Below are 16,944 nucleotides of genomic sequence, written 5' to 3'. Positions count from 1 at the left end.
CCTATAAGCTTTACTGCTTTTTTTAAAAATTCAATGAGCTGGCTGTACGCTTTTTGTGAAAAATAAGGCTGTTTTTACAATTTAATACCAATACTCAAATAATATATACTACCCATATTTAAACAAGTAGATTTGTTTAGATACCCCAAACCAGAGATCGCTAATCTTAATTTCTTAAGTAAAGACACTTAAGAATATTTAACCACAGCTGTTTATTGACACTTATGATTTTTAGCCTCATGCTCCAAAAAGAGACCTGGTTTACTTTGATAATATGACAATATTACTAAAGAAATACATCGAACCTAATTTAATAATAAAATGATAAAAGGTATCCAGTTGTTACGCGCTATAGCTGCATTAGCAGTTGTATTTGTCCACTGTCATTTTCATAATATGGAAACCGGCACGTTTGGTGTAGATATTTTTTTTATTATCAGCGGTTTTATCATCGCGTATATGGTTAACCAAACCACTAAACACTTCATCATCAAACGCATTGTCAGGGTTTCTCCCTTATACTTTTTAGCCACTTTTTTAACCGTGGCGCTGGCTTTAACAAAACCACAATGGTTTAACCATGTCATCATCAATACCGAAGCCCTGATTAAATCCTTCCTGTACATCCCTTATCAACTTAAAGAGAGCGGCCCCATACTTTCTTCAGGCTGGACCCTAAACAATGAAATGTTTTTTTACGGAGTGATGTTTCTCTGTATCTTAATTTTCAGAAAAAAAGAGCATTTAGTCCCTGCTTGTGCAGCGCTATTAGTCTTATTGTTACTTGTGCTCAATAGCTTTAGTAAAGATACCATTTCGGCCTATAGTCATATACTTCGCTTTTATAGAAACGGCTTGCTTCCTGAATTTATTTATGGCCTGGGCTTATACTATTTTTGGGGCTATTATAGCGACAATAAAATAAAAGCGGTCGATACGCTCATGGTTGCCATAGGATTGGCCGCATTTGCGCTGATGATTTACTTTGATTTAAATCAAGGCTTTCAATCTATCCCCAGAAACATCCATTATGGCATCCCGTCCTTGTTATTTGTAAATGCTTTCCTGGTTCTGGAAAACAAAATCAACGTAAAAAACAGAATTATAAAAGCCGGATTAAAACTTGGCGATGCCAGTTATGCCATGTATTTATTCCACCCCTTTGTGCTCTATTTTCTTATAAGGGTGGTTTATCCAAAAATCATTGGACCCTCAACACTATTAACGGTTGAATTATCAGAAATGATCTTCGCCATTGTTCTGGTTGGTGTGGTGAGTGTACTCATTTATGAATTTGTAGATAAACCATTGAATAAATTTATTAAAAAACGGATCAAAAAATATAATGAGACCCGTGTTATAAAATTGGCAGTTACGGAAACAGAAAGTCAACCTGTTAACGAAATAAGACAATAATCAACAAACATTTATAGACGGCGAATAGTCAAGYAGTGAATAATTGATTTTTGCTGGCTGTTTAAAATCGTGCTTTATCGGTTTCTCGGAATCGTCAGGACTTTGCGTGATATATATCACATTTTACATTTTAAAATAAATGTACTTTTAATTTGGGCGAATAAATATCCATAACTCTCTATGAAACAGCTTATTTTAAACATTTTAATAATTTCCTATTGCTTCCAAACCGGTTATGCGCAAACAGCAGCATCTGATTTTTCGATTAAGTCAACTAACTTAGTTATTGCCGCTTTAGAGGCGGCTTCACCCTCCACGTTGCCCAATATTCAATATCATTTAACAGCACGGCCATGGAATGCTTTAAATATTTCAAGAGATGTTTATTTAGCCAAAGCAGAAGGTATAGTTCGTGAGATAGCAAAATACCAAAATTCGAGTGGCGCCATTATTGATCCGTATGCTCGTCGTGAAATACAATATTCTACACCCTATTTTGCAAATGTGGTAGGAACACTGTTATCTGCTGGCCGGGCTAAGGATCTGCTAAATGCCGGTGTGTTGGCTATGAACCACGCCACCGCTGACGTAGCCGCCGGATTGTCATCTATCCCCGACAATCATGGCGAATTTTTTCTCGCTGCGCTGGCAAGTGCTATACCGCTTTATACGCCTTATGTTTCCGCAGCACAATTACAAACATGGAAAACAAGAATGGCAAAGCCAATTAGTGCTGTTATTAGTCAGCGAACCAATAATTGGAGATCATATGCTATGAAAGGAGAATGGCTTCGTGCAAAAAATGGGTATGTAAATAAAGTTACGGCTGTTAGCTGGATAGAAAATAGCTGGATCAATACTCAAAGGAGTCGGCTAACAAATAATTCCTGGAATTCATATCACGATGCGAGTACTGATCCGGATGCGTGGGCTTACGAATCAGTAGGAAGGAGTAATTTATTGGCAATGCTCGCTGACGGATATAGCGGAGCCTCCAGGAACGAAATTTTAACAATATTAAAAAGAGGAACACAATCCAGTCTTTTATTGCAGGATCCTTCAGGGCAAATAGTTGCGGGCGGCAGAAGCGGTAATCATATGTGGAATGATATACTGTTGGCAAATGGCTATGAAATAATGGCTGAAGTGGCTAACATAGAAGGAAAATTGCGTTTAGCCGGGCAATACCGTCATGCTGCCGCTCTTGCCTTCCAAAGTGTACAAAGATGGATCAGACCTAACGGCACCTATTCTGTTACGAAAAACCTTTTTGACCCTGCCGCGAGGGTAGGATATGCAACCTACAGCTTCGTTACTAACTATAATGGCAACATGATGTTTCACATGGCAGAGAATTATCTGATCCATAAATCTGCCATAACAGAAGAGCCTGCGCCGAATGAAATAGGTGGTTATACTATGGTAAGCGACGGTCAGTTTGCTACGGCTGTTGCCAACGCGGGCGGGATGGATATGCAGATATGCTTAAGAGGTTCAACAGCGGTTCAATATGATCGTTACTGGACTACGTTAGGAGTTGTTCGTTTTGCCAGACCCGGATGGGATTCCCGTCTCGGGCCTTCGGATGGGGTAAGAGAACCATCAACTAAGTTGGGTGTGTCCTTTGCACCTACATTTTTGGAAAATGGAAAATGGATATGTCTGGCCAGTGTACCAGATCGTTATGAAGCCTTTTTTACAACTCAGTTTACACATCCGTTACTCATTCGTTGCCAGGTAGTATATAAACCCAAAAGCGGTAAAACCGGGCCCACTTTCACTAATGATTTTATTATTACCCCCGATGGTATTCTTTCAAAGCTTACTTCTACAGCTGCATCTGCAAAGTTTGGAGTAACCTGGCCCCTATTAACTTTTGACGGTGCTAACCTCCTTAATACCAGCATTACGTCAAATACAGCAAGTGTTTCATCTCCAAGTAAAACAGACCAGCAAAATTTTATTGCTTTGCACTCAAATCCTACTATTACTACCGTGGATAAAGCAATAAGAAGTTCTTACGGCGATCTTTTGCCCGTAAGAATGATTTCAGGCAATACAAATAATGTGACATTTATCTATCCCCGCAGTTCAACGGATGCTTCTGCAGAATCAGTAAGAGCAAGCTTTTTACGATCAGGGAATGATTTTTCATCAGTATTGGGAAAAGTTCAAGGGGATACCTATGTAGGAAGAACATCGGCAGGGGGAGTTGCGACATCTATTGATATTAATAACGATGGCAAGGCAGACGTCACTTTCAATGCAAGTACGGGATTTGTTATTCAGTTAGCAACTGGCAAAATCAGCAAAATAGAAACAGACAGAGATGCAACAGCAGTAATTCAGGGACAGACTTTTAATTTTAAGGCTTACACCCCTATGTCTATTATCTTACAAGAACCAAGCCTCAAAAAAGTAGCGGTACAAACCGATAGTACTGCTCACATAAACATTAAAAACTACAAGGATAAATTGCTTGCTACAGGTAGTTTGTTAACCGATTCAACTTATTTAAAAGGTCAACCCGAAACAGCAAAGGTTGAATTTAACAAGGATCCAGCTGGATTAGGCGCACAGAAAGATACGGAGAATTATGATTTTAAAGTGTGGCCCGTTCCAAGTCAGGGTATATTAAATTTACAAGCCTCATCTTTTTGGTCAAATTGTACATTAACTGTTTATAATTTCTATGGTAAAATTGTTTTAACCAGAAATTTAAACGGAACCTCCGCTCAAATAAATCTTTCTGACATGGCAAAGGGAACTTATATAGTATACCTGAGTAAAAATGGCAAAGTAGCCAATAAGAAAATAATGCTTCACTAAAAACGTTAAATGCAGCCATTATATAGATCTGCCTGCTCATTGATAAACCTTCCTGCAAATTGAGTTAAGCTAATTGCTTACTTTTGCCGCATGGCAGGCATCTACATACATATACCTTTTTGCAAACAGGCGTGTCATTATTGCGATTTTCATTTCAGCACATCGTTAAAATACAAGGACGAGTTGCTGCATGCATTGGTAAAAGAGATCCGTCTGCAAAAAAGCTACCTGAACAATGAAACCGTTGAAACCATTTACTTTGGCGGTGGTACACCATCACTGCTGGAAGCCGATGAGATAAACCTGCTGATTAACACTATTACGGAATTACACACCGTATCGTCAAACGCCGAAATAACACTGGAGGCCAATCCTGATGATCTTAATGAGGCTAAAATAAAATCGCTGCGCCAAACCGATGTAAACCGCTTTAGCATTGGCATACAATCGTTTTTTGATGATGACCTGCTGTGGATGAACCGGGTACACCGCAGCAGGGATGCCGAGGCATCGGTAAAAAGGGCGCAGGACGCAGGTTTTGAAAACATTACTGCCGACCTGATATATGGTTACCCCCTATTGAGCGACACCAAGTGGAAGCAAAATCTGGATAAAGTATTTGAGCTGGGTATACCCCACATATCTGCCTATTCCATGACGGTTGAGCCACAAACCGCGCTCGCCGCGTTCATCAGCAAAAAGAAACAGCCACCCATGAACGACCAGCAAAGCGCCGCGCAGTTTGTTGTGCTGATGGATGCCATGACCGATCATGGTTTTGAGCATTATGAAATATCGAACTTTTGCCGTCCGGGGCATTATTCCAGGCATAACTCCAACTATTGGCAGGGGGTAAAATACCTGGGTATCGGTCCATCGGCACACTCATATAATGGCGAGGCCAGGCAGTGGAACATAGCTAATAATGCCCAATATATACAGGTTATTGAAACCGGCAAGCTGCCCGCCGAAACCGAAACCCTTACCGAAGAAAACCGGCTGAACGAATACATTATGACCTCCATACGCACCATGTGGGGCCTTGATCTGGATAAACTTAATTCAATAGCCAAAGCATCGGCCGATCAATTACTTATTGAAGCCCGCCGCTATTTTGATAACGAATGGATAACACAAAAAGATAACACCCTATACTTAACCCCTACAGGTAAACTTTATGCCGATAATATAGCGGCGGGTTTGTTTTTTTGAATAATAAACCAATTGCCTTATTAAAAGTCAATACATTGTTACAAAGCAAAACGCTATTAAAAACCGTTTATCTTTACAAATCGTATATTTATACCAATACATTATATACCTGCACTATGAAAAAATTAATCATCGCGGCGTTAACAGTGGTAGCTTTTGCAATAGCGCCTAAAGCTTACGCTCAAACCAAAATGGTAGGTGGCGCGGCTATGGCCCCTAATAAAAATATTGTTCAAAATGTCACAAACTCAAAAGATCATACCACACTGGTAGCCGCGATTAAAGCTGCTGGCCTGGTACCTACTTTATCATCCGCAGGTCCGTTCACTGTATTTGCACCAACCAATGAGGCATTTAGTAAACTACCTGCCGGTACTGTTGATAACCTGCTTAAACCAGCAAACAAAGCCTCTTTAATTAAAACTTTAACCTATCATGTAGTAGCCGGTAAAATAAGTTCGGCCGATTTGATAGCCAAAGTAAAAGAAGGAAAAGGGAAAACTGAACTAAGTACCCTAAGCGGTGGTACCCTTACTGTTATGTCGCAAGGAGCAAAATTATACCTGGTTGATGAAAAAGGTGGTAAATCATGGATCACCATTGCCGATGTAAATCAAAGCAACGGCGTAATACATGTAGTGAATACGGTATTAATGCCTAATTAAGTTTTATAAGTTTTGAGTGGTGAGTTTTGAGTAATATAAGATCCTATAGTTGATCTTCAAACCAAACAAATCACTCATAACTCAAAAAGCAAGCCCGGCAAATGCCGGGCTTGCTTTTTGTCAGAAAAGTTTCAAAATTATTGTTCGTAATTGAAACAAATTTATCATCCTGAGGAACGAAGGATCTATTTGCAAACATGCCTGGCGTAAATCAGATCCTTCGCTCCGTTCAGAATGACAAATTATATTTTCCAAATCCCTTCACCCCGCCGAGAGAGGGTGATCAAGCGTAGTGATGATCGGGTGAGTCAATCTCCGATATTTTTTTTGACATCAATCCTATACCTTTTGGGGTTTTATTTCGTTATTTTGTTTGCTTTTCGGTATTATGGTTAAATTAGTTTAAATAAAACAGCACGGAAAGTTAATAAATATGAGTTTTATCCTCCGCCCGATTGATACTGTTGAAAATATTTCTCCTGAAGATTTCAAAAAGAATTATTTAGATCCCCGCCGTCCGCTGGTTATCAAGGGACTTACTAAAAGCTGGCCCGCACGCGAAAAATGGACGCCTGAATATTTGAAACAAGTAGTTGGCAAAAAGGTGGTGCCTTTGTATGATAACTCAAAAGCCGATCCTTCAAAACCCATTAACTCGTCGGCAACCGAGATGCCATTTGATGAGTATATTGATATGATCCGCAGCCGGCCTACCGAGCTGAGGATCTTCTTTTTTAACATTTTTAAACAGGCCCCGCAACTTTTGGATGATATCGTATTACCCAAAGACCTGATGGGCGGCTTTTTAGAAAGTATGCCTGCCATGTTTTTCGGCGGCTCCAATTCGGTTACCTTTTTACATTACGATATTGATTTGCCGCATATTTTCCATACCCATTTCGGCGGGCGCAAACACGTGATCCTGTTCGAAAACAAATGGAAACGCCGTTTATACTGCATACCAAATGCTACTTATGCTTTGGAAGATTATGATGTAGCAAACCCCGATACCAAAAAATTTCCTGCACTGGATGGCGTAGAGGGTATTGAAGTGTTTTTAGAGCATGGCGATACCCTGTTTATGCCTACCGGTTTCTGGCATTGGATGAAATACATCGACGGATCGTATTCCCTGAGCCTGCGCGCCTGGGATGCTTCCCTTAGCCGCAAAGCTGCCAGCTTATACAATCTGGCCATCAAAGGCGGGGTGGATAGTGTATTGAAAATGGCTTTTAAAGAAAAATATGCCAAATTCCGCGAAGAGCTGGCCGTAAAATGGGCCAACCGCGAACTGGCAGCCGGGAAACCTCATTGAGTTGTAGGCCATAAATTATCGAAAAGCGATGGGTTTTTACTTATCGCTTTTTTTGTTTAACGCCTGCCTGTAAGTGTTCATATGTACACCCGTGAACGCTCATGAACACTAATTGATACCTGACAGTCAAGCATTTATGTATTTAACCCTACTGACAAATCTCTGTCACCACTTTTAATTTATTAAGGCACAAGTAGCTTTTACTCGCTTACCAGCCCAACATACTTGCGCCAGGCTTGTGGCCGTAAAATGGGCCAACCGCGAACTGGCCGCCGGGAGACCTCATTGAGTTTTAAGCTATAAGTTATTGAAAGTCGATGGGTTTCACCAATCGCCTTTTTTTGTTTAATAATGCTTATTTTTAGTACTGAATCTTATCCTCATGATACCCGAAAAAATCAAACAATACTTTGATAAAAAAAGCCATGTTAAAATATCAAGAACTATTGATAAAACAAGTAGAGGGTATATCCTTGGTTACTCTACCGACTTTATACTCGTTCAGGAAACTGATGATTTTACCGTCGTGGGTTATATTATTTTGCCTGTTAACCAAATCAAGAATATAAGCTGCGGTAAAAACGAGCAATATTATACTAAAGTAATGATTTGGGAGGGTGAAGCCGACAAAATTGGGATAAATCACAAAATCCAACTGGACAGCTGGGAAGCTATCTTTAGTAGCATTAAAAAAACAAACTTAAATATTATAGTTGAATGTGAGGATGCAGACATTGATACTTTTACAATAGGCCCAATCTTAAAAATCACTAAGAAAAAGGTTCATATAGAACATTTCGATGCTTCCGGTTTTATTGACGAAGATCCGGTGAAAATTGATTTTCAGGATATAACAAGAGTTAATTTTGACGACAGATATATCAATGTTTTAAGCAAATACTTACGTAAGCGAAAAAGTAAAACTAAATAACTATTACCTATCGCTTTTTTTGTTTAATAAATTCATTTACAACCTCCACAGCTTTTTTAAACCTTTCTTCCCAATCATTACCCTTTATTAAAACATAGTTTATTCCCCTGCTTATTAATTCCTGTTTATGGCTTTCATTAAGCTTATTCCGGTCGGCCTCTGTTAGTCTTGTTCCGTCCTGAACGTAAGATGCATCTTCATCAAGGTATAAATAAAGGTCAAAATCATTAGCTGTCTCTATCCACTCCGGCACTATCAATTCCTTGTTAAAAAGAAACTTACTGTATGACCGGGTAATGTTTATATCAGTATCAACAAACAATAATTTATTTGCCTGCTTTATTTTTTCATTGATAGCACCGGCATGAAGTTGGGCTATCTGCAGTAAATGTTGTTCTGTACATTTATTGGTATGTTCCAGTATTTCACGGGCCATTTCGGGAATGGCCACCGTATTAAAATGTTCGGCCAGTCGTTGAGTAAGTGTAGTTTTCCCGGTCGATTCGGTACCGTACAGGCATATCTTTAAAGTATAATAAGGCTTTACTACATCTGGTAAAAAATCCCAAAAAGTAAAAGGATCATTCCTGATCTGTGTGGCAGAAACGGGGACTATTTTACGGGGCTCATCAAAAATCACATGCTCGCAATTTAAAAACCTGCCCATATATGCCCCATACGCTTCAGAAGCAAAAATTACGTCAATAGGCGGCAGATGTTCTTTTAAATAATTTGCCCAAAGTTTTGAAACCCCTTCTAACGATTCGGAAGTATTTGGTAATACCGCTTCATCATAAATTAATAACCGGGGTATAACCTTACCATTATTTTTATATGCTTCTTCAATCCACTCCAGTCTCTGTTTCGCTGCAATAGGTTCGTCATAACTGGCGCTTACCAAAACTATCAGTTCATCACAACGGTTAAGGGCAAAATCAATCAAAGCAATATGCCCGTTGTGGAGAGGCATAAATTTACCCAATACTAAGCCTCTTTTCATTACGCATTATTTTTAACCACATTAATAAACCAATGCTTGCAAGGCATAAAAAAACAAAATACTCAATTGAGATAAACAGCACCATCTTTTTAGCATATAACCCCACGCTGATAACATCTGCAATGATCCATAACCACCAGTTTTCAATTTTCTTCTGTGCCAAAAGAATGGTAGCAATAATACTGAGCACTGCTACAAAAGTATCTAAAAACGGATATGATGCGGGTTTGCTAAAAACCAAAGGGAATATCAAATGAATATTTTTTACAATTACACCAATGATCGCGGTAGATACAACCAAAACGCCCAATAATTTTATCCTTTGATTTTTCGACAAGATATCAATCATATTGTACCCGGTTCTATTGTGCCACACTACCCATCCGTATATGCTTGTTACAAAAAAATATAGCTGCAAAAACATATCCGCATATAATCGCACCTGAAAAAATATCAGAAAAAAGCAGGTTACATTTAGTAAGCCGGTTGGCCACGTCCAGATATTTGATTTGGTTGCTAACCAAACTGATAACAAACCGGTTGCCGTTCCAATAAACTCCACATAACTTAATGGGTACCCAAAAATGATCACTAAGGTATTTTGAATGTTAAACCACATACTTTATTTTTTCACGATGTATGGTCGCAAACAATCTTCCACTCCCCTTTTATTTTTCTGAACCATAGGGTATAATAACCGCCTGGCGCATCTTTGGCTCGTTTAAGCCGCCAGCCGCCCATCAAAAAGGCATTGGTAGCATCAAGTACTTTTACCTGCAATATGGTAAAGGTAAGCTGCCCCATGGCAGCTCTGTTCGGATACGTTTTTTTATAATGCGCAAGTGTGGTTTGCCAGCCATAGGCCGGTGCGGTTTTGCCAACAAACAACAACGAATCTGATTTCCAGTATCCCTGCATAAAACCGTTAATATCGCCCTTGTTCCAGGCCAGTTCCTGGTCATGCATCACTTTTAATATGGCTTGCCTGTCCTGTGCATGTGATAGGTAAGAACCAAGTAATAAGAGACAAGATAAAAGTATTCTTTTCATGAATTAAATATAGGGAAATTGTCTGAAGCGGAATTGTGTCTGAGCCGCAATTTTGTCTGAAGATTACCCGGATTAGCATAAAAATCCTATAAATCCGTAAATCGTATAAATCCCAGTTCAGTCAAAATCATGGTTCAGTCAAAAAATCTATTATATTTGAATTATTCTACACCAACCTTTACATCAATTTTATGAAAAATCAGGTATTAAGCTTCGGCGAAGTTTTATGGGATGCATTTGGCGATGGTAAAAAGGCCGGCGGCGCCCCGATGAATGTGGCAAGGCATTTGGTGCAGCAGGGTGTTAAGGTTGCCTTTGCAAGTTCAGTTGGGATGGATAACAGCGGCGATGTGCTGATAGGTTTTTTACAAAAAAATGGACTGTACTCCGCACTCATCCAACGCGATGATGAATTACCTACTTGCGAAGTTACTGTAAAACTGGACGAAAATAACCAGGCCACCTATGTTATACCTGAACCCGTATCATGGGATAATATCCAGACAACAGCTATACTTAACGAGGTTGCTAAACAGGCATCGGCCATTGTGTTTGGCAGCCTGGCCTGCCGCAATACCGCTACCCGCGAAACACTGCTAAACCTGCTCGACGAAACCCGGGCGCTTAAAATTTTTGACGTAAACCTAAGGCCGCCCCACTATACGCTTTCTACCATCGAAACCTTAGCTGCAAGCGCCGATGTGGTGAAGATGAACGAAGAAGAGGCCAATCTATTGATAGGGGGCAGCAGTCGCTCATTAAAAGAGCAGATCAGCGAGTTTCGCTCCAAATACCATAACCAAACCATTTGCGTAACCCGCGGCGAAAACGGTGCCATAGTATGGCATGACCATGAATTTTACGAAAGCCCCGGCTGCCCCGTAAAAGTAGGTGATTCTGTAGGGGCCGGCGATGCCTTCCTGGCTACTTTTACTGCCGGTTTACTGGCCAATCACCCTATGCAGCAGATAGTTGATAAATCATGTGCTGTAGGCGCGTTTGTAGCCAGCCAGCGTGGTGCCAATCCAATTTATCCGCCTGAGTTATTGAATAGTTTGGCGTATTTGTAGGTTAAAATTCTAAACCCTAAGTTCTAAATACTAAAGCCCTAAATCCTACCCTTCTACACCATAAAGAGTTTGTCATCCTGAGCATAGCGAAGGATCTATTCACGAACTATGCAAGTTTGCTATTAGATGCTTCACTGCGTTCAGCATGACAACCCGGTTGTAAGAAAAAGAAATCCTATTAATCCTTTAATCGTGCGAATCATGGTTCAGACAAAAGAATCATTCATTATTCGCCCTGTATAGCATAGAGATTGCTTCGTACCTCGCAATGACGCGCTTTTTAGTTTTCAATTTGCACATCTGAAATCTGCACATCCGCACATCTACATAATCCGCACATCTACCTTTTGTCATACTTACCTAACAATTTGCTTTAATACCTGTATCACGAAACTTTTAAGAATAATTATCCGTTTCTTTATATTACAGATAAGGACACGATATGCGCGGTTTTGGATTTTCCAAGTTTAAGCCCAACCAGATCCCCAAAGGCGGATTTGAAGAATTATTAAAATTATTTCTGGAATTGCTCAACTATACTTCGGGCGATGCAGGCGAAGCTTTGGCCTGGCTAAATGAACTCGACAAGCAATACAACCTTACCAATGACGATTATGGTATGGGCGATTTTATTGATGAACTGAAACAAAAAGGCTACCTGGATGAAGACAAGCAAAGCGGCGGTTTTAATATCACTGCTAAAACTGAGCAAAGTATCCGTCAGTCGGCACTGGAGGAGATCTTCGGCAAGCTAAAAAAATCGGGCAAAGGCAATCACCGCACGCCACAATCGGGCCAGGGCGATGAAAAAAATGCCGAACGCCGCGAGTTTGAGTTTGGCGACAGTCTGGACCAGATCGATATGACCCAGTCTATCCATAATGCGCAGGTTAACCACGGTATCAACGATTTTATGATGACCGAGCGCGACCTGGAGGTGGAGGAAATGGATTATAAAACCCTTACCTCAACCGTGCTGATGATCGATATATCACACTCCATGATATTATATGGTGAAGACAGGATAACCCCGGCTAAAAAAGTGGCCATGGCCCTTGCCGAACTCATTCGCACCAAATACCCTAAAGATACTTTGGATATTGTGGTTTTTGGTAACGATGCCTGGCCAATAACCCTGCAGGATCTGCCTTATTTACAGGTTGGCCCTTATCATACCAATACCTATGCCGGGTTGGAACTGGCTACAGATTTGCTGCGCAGGCGCAAAACGCATAACAAGCAAATATTTATGATTACCGATGGTAAGCCTACCTGTTTAAAGGAAGGTACCAAATATTACAAAAACAGCATCGGGCTCGACAGGAAAGTAGTGAACAAAACGCTGAACATGGCTGCTCAGTGTAAACGCTTAAAAATCCCCATTACCACTTTTATGATAGCTAAAGACCCCTATCTGCAGCAGTTTGTTCGTAAATTTACAGAAACAAACGGCGGCAAAGCTTTTTATAGTTCACTGAATGGTTTGGGCGAATATATTTTTGAGGATTATATACGTAACAGGAGGAAAACGGTTCGCTAAGAGATTCTATGACATTAGAGGAGCGCATTAAAGGCATATTAAAGGAATTTAGACCGACAAGTCAGAAAATAAACCTCTATAATCCAAATATTCAGGAAAAATGCCTCCGATATTTTACTTTCAATAAAGATGGAATTAAAATTAAAATGTTCTTGTTTTCCACAAGAGCATTGCTGGAAATTAAAATAAATACGTCTTTATTATTTGCTGTTAATATCCCAGATGTGGTTTGCTTTGCAAATAAAGCATTGGATAAACAAATTGGAGAGCATAAAATCTATACAGATAATTCGAACTACAATTTGATCATCAATTGCATTGATTTGATTAAAAATGAAGTTAAGGATTTGCATTTAAAAGCGAATGAGGGATTTTTTGTTTACGGCAATGCTTTACAATTGGCCATTAGTCAACAACGGGCGCTAATTCCTGAAATAAGTTCTTTAATAAAATTAAAATCAACAATAGAACAACCTGAAATTAAATCAGAAATTGATATTTCAAAGGTACCGGAGAATCTTCAAAGCTTAATTCCATTTTTAAACGAGTGGGCTTTATCAGATGATCATGAAAGAGATGAGAAGATTAATCAATCTTCTAAAATAGAGCTTATGAAAGTTACTAATGCTGTAAACCCTAAAATGAACATCATTAACAATTACCTTGATAGCTTTAAAAAAGAATCTTTGCCACACGAGGCTATTTTAATAGGAAATTTGGCGGAGTTGATTACTGAAATTACGTTATAAATAATACGAATCGGTGAAATCAATATATTGCATCGGTGAAATCAACAAAGAACAATGAATAAACTACTTGATATAAAAACCCTCGGCCAGCTTAAAAAAACTGACTATAAGAGCCGATCGGTTAAAGATGAATTACGTGCCAATTTAATAGCTCAACTCAAAAAACGCGAAGGCGGCTTTGAGGGTATTATTGGATTTGAAGATACGGTTATCCCCGATCTGCAAACTGCCATACTATCAAGGCATAATATTTTGCTGTTGGGTTTGCGTGGTCAGGCCAAAACCCGTATAGCGCGCCTGCTGGTTAACCTGCTTGACGAATACATACCATACATTGAAGGATCAGACCTGTTTGATGATCCATATCAGCCTATTTCGTGGTTTGGCCACAGTACGGTTAACACCCTGGGCGATGATACCCCAATTGGCTGGATCCACCGCTCTGAGCGTTATACCGAAAAACTGGCTACACCTGATGTTACCGTTGCCGACCTGATTGGTGATGTTGACCCTATTAAAGCAGCTACGCTTAAATTAACTTATTCTGACGAGCGGGTTATCCACTTCGGGTTGATCCCGCGTGCGCACCGTGGCATTTTTGTGATCAATGAACTACCCGATTTGCAGGCCCGTATCCAGGTATCACTATTCAACATCCTGCAGGAAAGGGATATACAGATCCGTGGTTTTAAACTGCGTTTACCTTTAGATATCCAGTTTGTATTTACTGCCAACCCCGAAGATTATACCAACCGTGGCTCCATAGTTACACCGCTTAAGGATCGTATTGAGAGCCAGATATTAACGCACTACCCGCGCACAGTTGAAGTTTCAAGAAGGATCACCCAGCAAGAAGCATCACTTACAGATGAGCAGCGTACCGCTGTGGAGGCCGACAGCCTGGTGAAAAATCTAATTGAGCAAATAGCTTTTGAGGCCCGCAATTCAGAATATATTGATAAAAAATCGGGCGTATCGGCACGTTTAACTATTTCGGCGTTTGAAAACCTGATCAGTAATGCAGAGCGCCGCATGATCATCAATAACGAAACCAGCACCTTTGTACGCATAACCGACTTTTTAGGTGTAATACCTGCCATTACCGGTAAAATTGAACTGGTATATGAAGGCGAGCTGGAAGGTCCGGGTAAGGTTGCCAATATATTGATAGGTAAGGCTATTAAAACCTCGCTGCTGGAGTTTTTCCCCGATCCTGAGAAAGCTAAAAAAGCAAAAGCCACAAATCCTTACGCCGGCATCATTAACTGGTTTGGCGAAGGTAATAACCTGGCATTGGTTGATGATATGTCGTTACAGGATTATAAAAAAGCGCTGAACGAGGTAACCGGCTTAAAGGATCTGGTTAAAAAGGTACATCCACGTCTTACAGAAAATCAGCAACTGCTGCTGATGGAGTTTGTGCTGCACGGTCTGTCGGAGTTTTCACAGCTAAACAAAGGCTTTTTAGATAATGGTTTTGCATTTTCAGACATGTTCAACAGCCTGTTTAATCTGCAGCCTGATGAGGACGACCTGGATCTGGACGATGACCGTTATTAATTAAAAAGAGTATCGAATAGTTGGTATCAAGTAATTGGTATCAAGTATCAAGACTTTTGATTGGTTTATGAAAACTGTAGTTGTCATGATACTTGATACCAGCTACTTGATACTAAAACCAACTACCCGATACTAAAAATAAAATGAGGGAACAGGTACTTAACATCATACTCATCATCGCTATACTGCTGCTGATTGATCTTTATGTATTGCATGGTATACGCGGCGCATTTAAAAAATGGAAGTTGCCCCACTCGGGCGACTTTACTTTTTTATACTGGTTACTTTCTGTCTTATTAATAACCGCTTTATTACTGGCCATTTACATCAACTTAGGAGTAGGCACCCGGGCAGGTGTAATGATGGTTTTCTTCCTGATCTTTTTAGGCAAAATATCTTTTTTACCTTTCCTGATGATCGATGATCTGCGGCGAATGCTGAAATTAAGGCGCGACAGGTTAAAAAGAAAAGCAGAGGCTATCAGCATCCCCCCAAAAGACCATGCCATACCCCGTTCTGAGTTTTTGATGAAAGCCGGGTTGCTTGCCGGGGCCATACCTTTAGCTGCCATCAAGATAAGTATGCCCAAAGGGTTGTATGATTATCATGTAAAATACCAAACCATGTATTTGCCCAACCTGCCCAAAGCATTTGATGGCATAAAGCTTGGCCAGATATCTGATATCCACTCGGGTAGTTTTTTTAACCACAAGGCTGTACGTGGCGGCATAGAAATGCTGCTGAAGGAAAAACCCGATCTCATATTTTTTACCGGCGACCTGGTTAACGGGCAAGCCTCAGAAATGAATCATTACCAAAATATTTTTACCAAAGTAAAGGCCCCGCTTGGGGTTTACAGCTCACTGGGTAATCATGATTATGGCGATTACGGTGTTTGGCCATCGCCGGCAGATAAAAAGAAAAACCATGACGACCTGATAGCCACCCATAAAAACATGGGCTGGGACCTGCTGCTAAACGAAAACCGTCGATTAAAGGTTGATGGTGAAGAAATAGGGATACTGGGCGTTGAAAACTGGGGCGAACTGAGCATGTTCCCTAAATATGGCCGCATGGACCTGGCCACTAAAAACACGGATGACCTGCCGGTTAAACTATTGTTATCCCATGACCCATCGCACTGGCGCGGCGAGGTATTGTCTAAATATCCGCAGATAGATGCCATGTTTTCGGGCCATACCCACGGTATGCAGTTTGGTGTACGTACCAAATATTTTCAATGGAGCCCAATTGAATATGTTTATAAAGAATGGGCCGGCATATACCACCAAGATAATCAGCAATTATATGTAAATGTAGGTTTTGGCTTTATTGGTTTGGCCGGCAGGGTTGGAATATTACCGGAGATTACGATATTTACATTAAAAGCCGGCCGCGATCCTAAAAACGAATCATAAAAGATTAATGCAGGCAGATATTACTAAATGAAAAAGCTATTTCAGTCTGTTTTTGATTTTCTGCTGTTCAGTAATATTTTCATGTCGCTTTGCGCTGTTGCACAGGCGTTAATAACCTTTCAACTGATAGGTGTAAAACCTATGTTTACCGTTTTGGGACTGCTATTTACCTCAACACTGGGTATATAT

At 40.2% G+C, this 16,944-nt stretch carries 14 protein-coding genes; 11 read left to right on the top strand and 3 right to left on the bottom strand.

Features of this window, described 5'->3' with window-relative positions; all coding sequences use genetic code 11:
- Window positions 1-321 precede the first annotated feature (321 nt).
- From AC1DRQ_RS24575 to AC1DRQ_RS24550, 6 genes are all read left to right on the top strand, one after another.
- On the top strand, window positions 322-1,416 hold the full coding sequence (locus AC1DRQ_RS24575; protein WP_477427741.1) for an acyltransferase family protein: 1,095 nt from the start codon (window positions 322-324) through the stop codon (window positions 1,414-1,416).
- Between the two features lie 180 nt (window positions 1,417-1,596).
- On the top strand, window positions 1,597-4,245 hold the full coding sequence (locus AC1DRQ_RS24570) for a T9SS type A sorting domain-containing protein (protein ID WP_477427739.1): 2,649 nt from the start codon (window positions 1,597-1,599) through the stop codon (window positions 4,243-4,245).
- 90 nt (window positions 4,246-4,335) lie between these two features.
- Entirely contained in the window at window positions 4,336-5,457 is a 1,122-nt protein-coding gene (hemW, locus tag AC1DRQ_RS24565) for a radical SAM family heme chaperone HemW (protein ID WP_477427737.1), read from the top strand.
- 116 nt (window positions 5,458-5,573) lie between these two features.
- Complete coding sequence (locus tag AC1DRQ_RS24560) at window positions 5,574-6,122, top strand: fasciclin domain-containing protein (protein WP_477427735.1); 549 nt, start codon at window positions 5,574-5,576, stop codon at window positions 6,120-6,122.
- A gap of 433 nt (window positions 6,123-6,555) precedes the next feature.
- Window positions 6,556-7,437, top strand: a complete 882-nt coding sequence (locus tag AC1DRQ_RS24555) for a cupin-like domain-containing protein (RefSeq protein ID WP_429401021.1) — start codon at window positions 6,556-6,558, stop codon at window positions 7,435-7,437.
- 382 nt (window positions 7,438-7,819) lie between these two features.
- On the top strand, window positions 7,820-8,368 hold the full coding sequence (locus AC1DRQ_RS24550) for a hypothetical protein (protein ID WP_429401023.1): 549 nt from the start codon (window positions 7,820-7,822) through the stop codon (window positions 8,366-8,368).
- A 7-nt stretch (window positions 8,369-8,375) separates the two neighbouring features.
- Here the strand turns inward: AC1DRQ_RS24550 and AC1DRQ_RS24545 are convergent, their stop codons facing one another.
- Genes AC1DRQ_RS24545 through AC1DRQ_RS24535 form a run of 3 tightly spaced genes read right to left on the bottom strand, consistent with a single transcriptional unit; the run spans window position 8,376 to window position 10,418 of the window.
- The gene (locus AC1DRQ_RS24545; RefSeq protein ID WP_477427732.1) at window positions 8,376-9,368 is read right to left on the bottom strand and encodes an AAA family ATPase; all 993 of its coding nucleotides are present in this window, start codon (window positions 9,366-9,368) and stop codon (window positions 8,376-8,378) included.
- Window positions 9,343-9,987, bottom strand: coding sequence for a nicotinamide riboside transporter PnuC (gene pnuC / locus AC1DRQ_RS24540; RefSeq protein WP_477427730.1), 645 nt, complete (start codon window positions 9,985-9,987; stop codon window positions 9,343-9,345). Before pnuC ends, AC1DRQ_RS24545 begins: the two co-directional genes overlap by 26 nt.
- Before the next feature lie 11 nt (window positions 9,988-9,998).
- Window positions 9,999-10,418, bottom strand: a complete 420-nt coding sequence (locus AC1DRQ_RS24535) for a YybH family protein (RefSeq protein ID WP_429401029.1) — start codon at window positions 10,416-10,418, stop codon at window positions 9,999-10,001.
- Between the two features lie 191 nt (window positions 10,419-10,609).
- Here AC1DRQ_RS24535 and AC1DRQ_RS24530 point away from each other — a divergent pair, with 191 nt between their 5' ends.
- The 5 genes from AC1DRQ_RS24530 (at window position 10,610) to AC1DRQ_RS24510 (ending at window position 16,755) form a co-directional block, all read left to right on the top strand.
- Entirely contained in the window at window positions 10,610-11,488 is an 879-nt protein-coding gene (locus AC1DRQ_RS24530) for a carbohydrate kinase family protein (RefSeq protein ID WP_429401031.1), read from the top strand.
- 442 nt (window positions 11,489-11,930) lie between these two features.
- Complete coding sequence (locus tag AC1DRQ_RS24525; RefSeq protein WP_429401033.1) at window positions 11,931-13,028, top strand: vWA domain-containing protein; 1,098 nt, start codon at window positions 11,931-11,933, stop codon at window positions 13,026-13,028.
- 8 nt (window positions 13,029-13,036) lie between these two features.
- Window positions 13,037-13,777, top strand: coding sequence for a hypothetical protein (locus tag AC1DRQ_RS24520; protein WP_477427727.1), 741 nt, complete (start codon window positions 13,037-13,039; stop codon window positions 13,775-13,777).
- 54 nt (window positions 13,778-13,831) lie between these two features.
- A complete protein-coding gene (locus AC1DRQ_RS24515; RefSeq protein ID WP_429401035.1) occupies window positions 13,832-15,337 on the top strand; it encodes a sigma 54-interacting transcriptional regulator in 1,506 nt (501 codons plus the stop codon).
- 143 nt (window positions 15,338-15,480) lie between these two features.
- Window positions 15,481-16,755 carry a metallophosphoesterase gene (locus tag AC1DRQ_RS24510; RefSeq protein ID WP_477427724.1) on the top strand — a complete coding sequence of 425 codons (1,275 nt, stop codon included), beginning with the start codon at window positions 15,481-15,483 and terminating at the stop codon, window positions 16,753-16,755.
- Window positions 16,756-16,944: the final 189 nt, after the last annotated feature.

The sequence above is a fragment of the Mucilaginibacter sp. P4_E8 genome (assembly GCF_056401495.1).
Note: the sequence above shows the minus strand (reverse complement) of the source record. Positions and strands in the feature narration are given on the sequence as shown.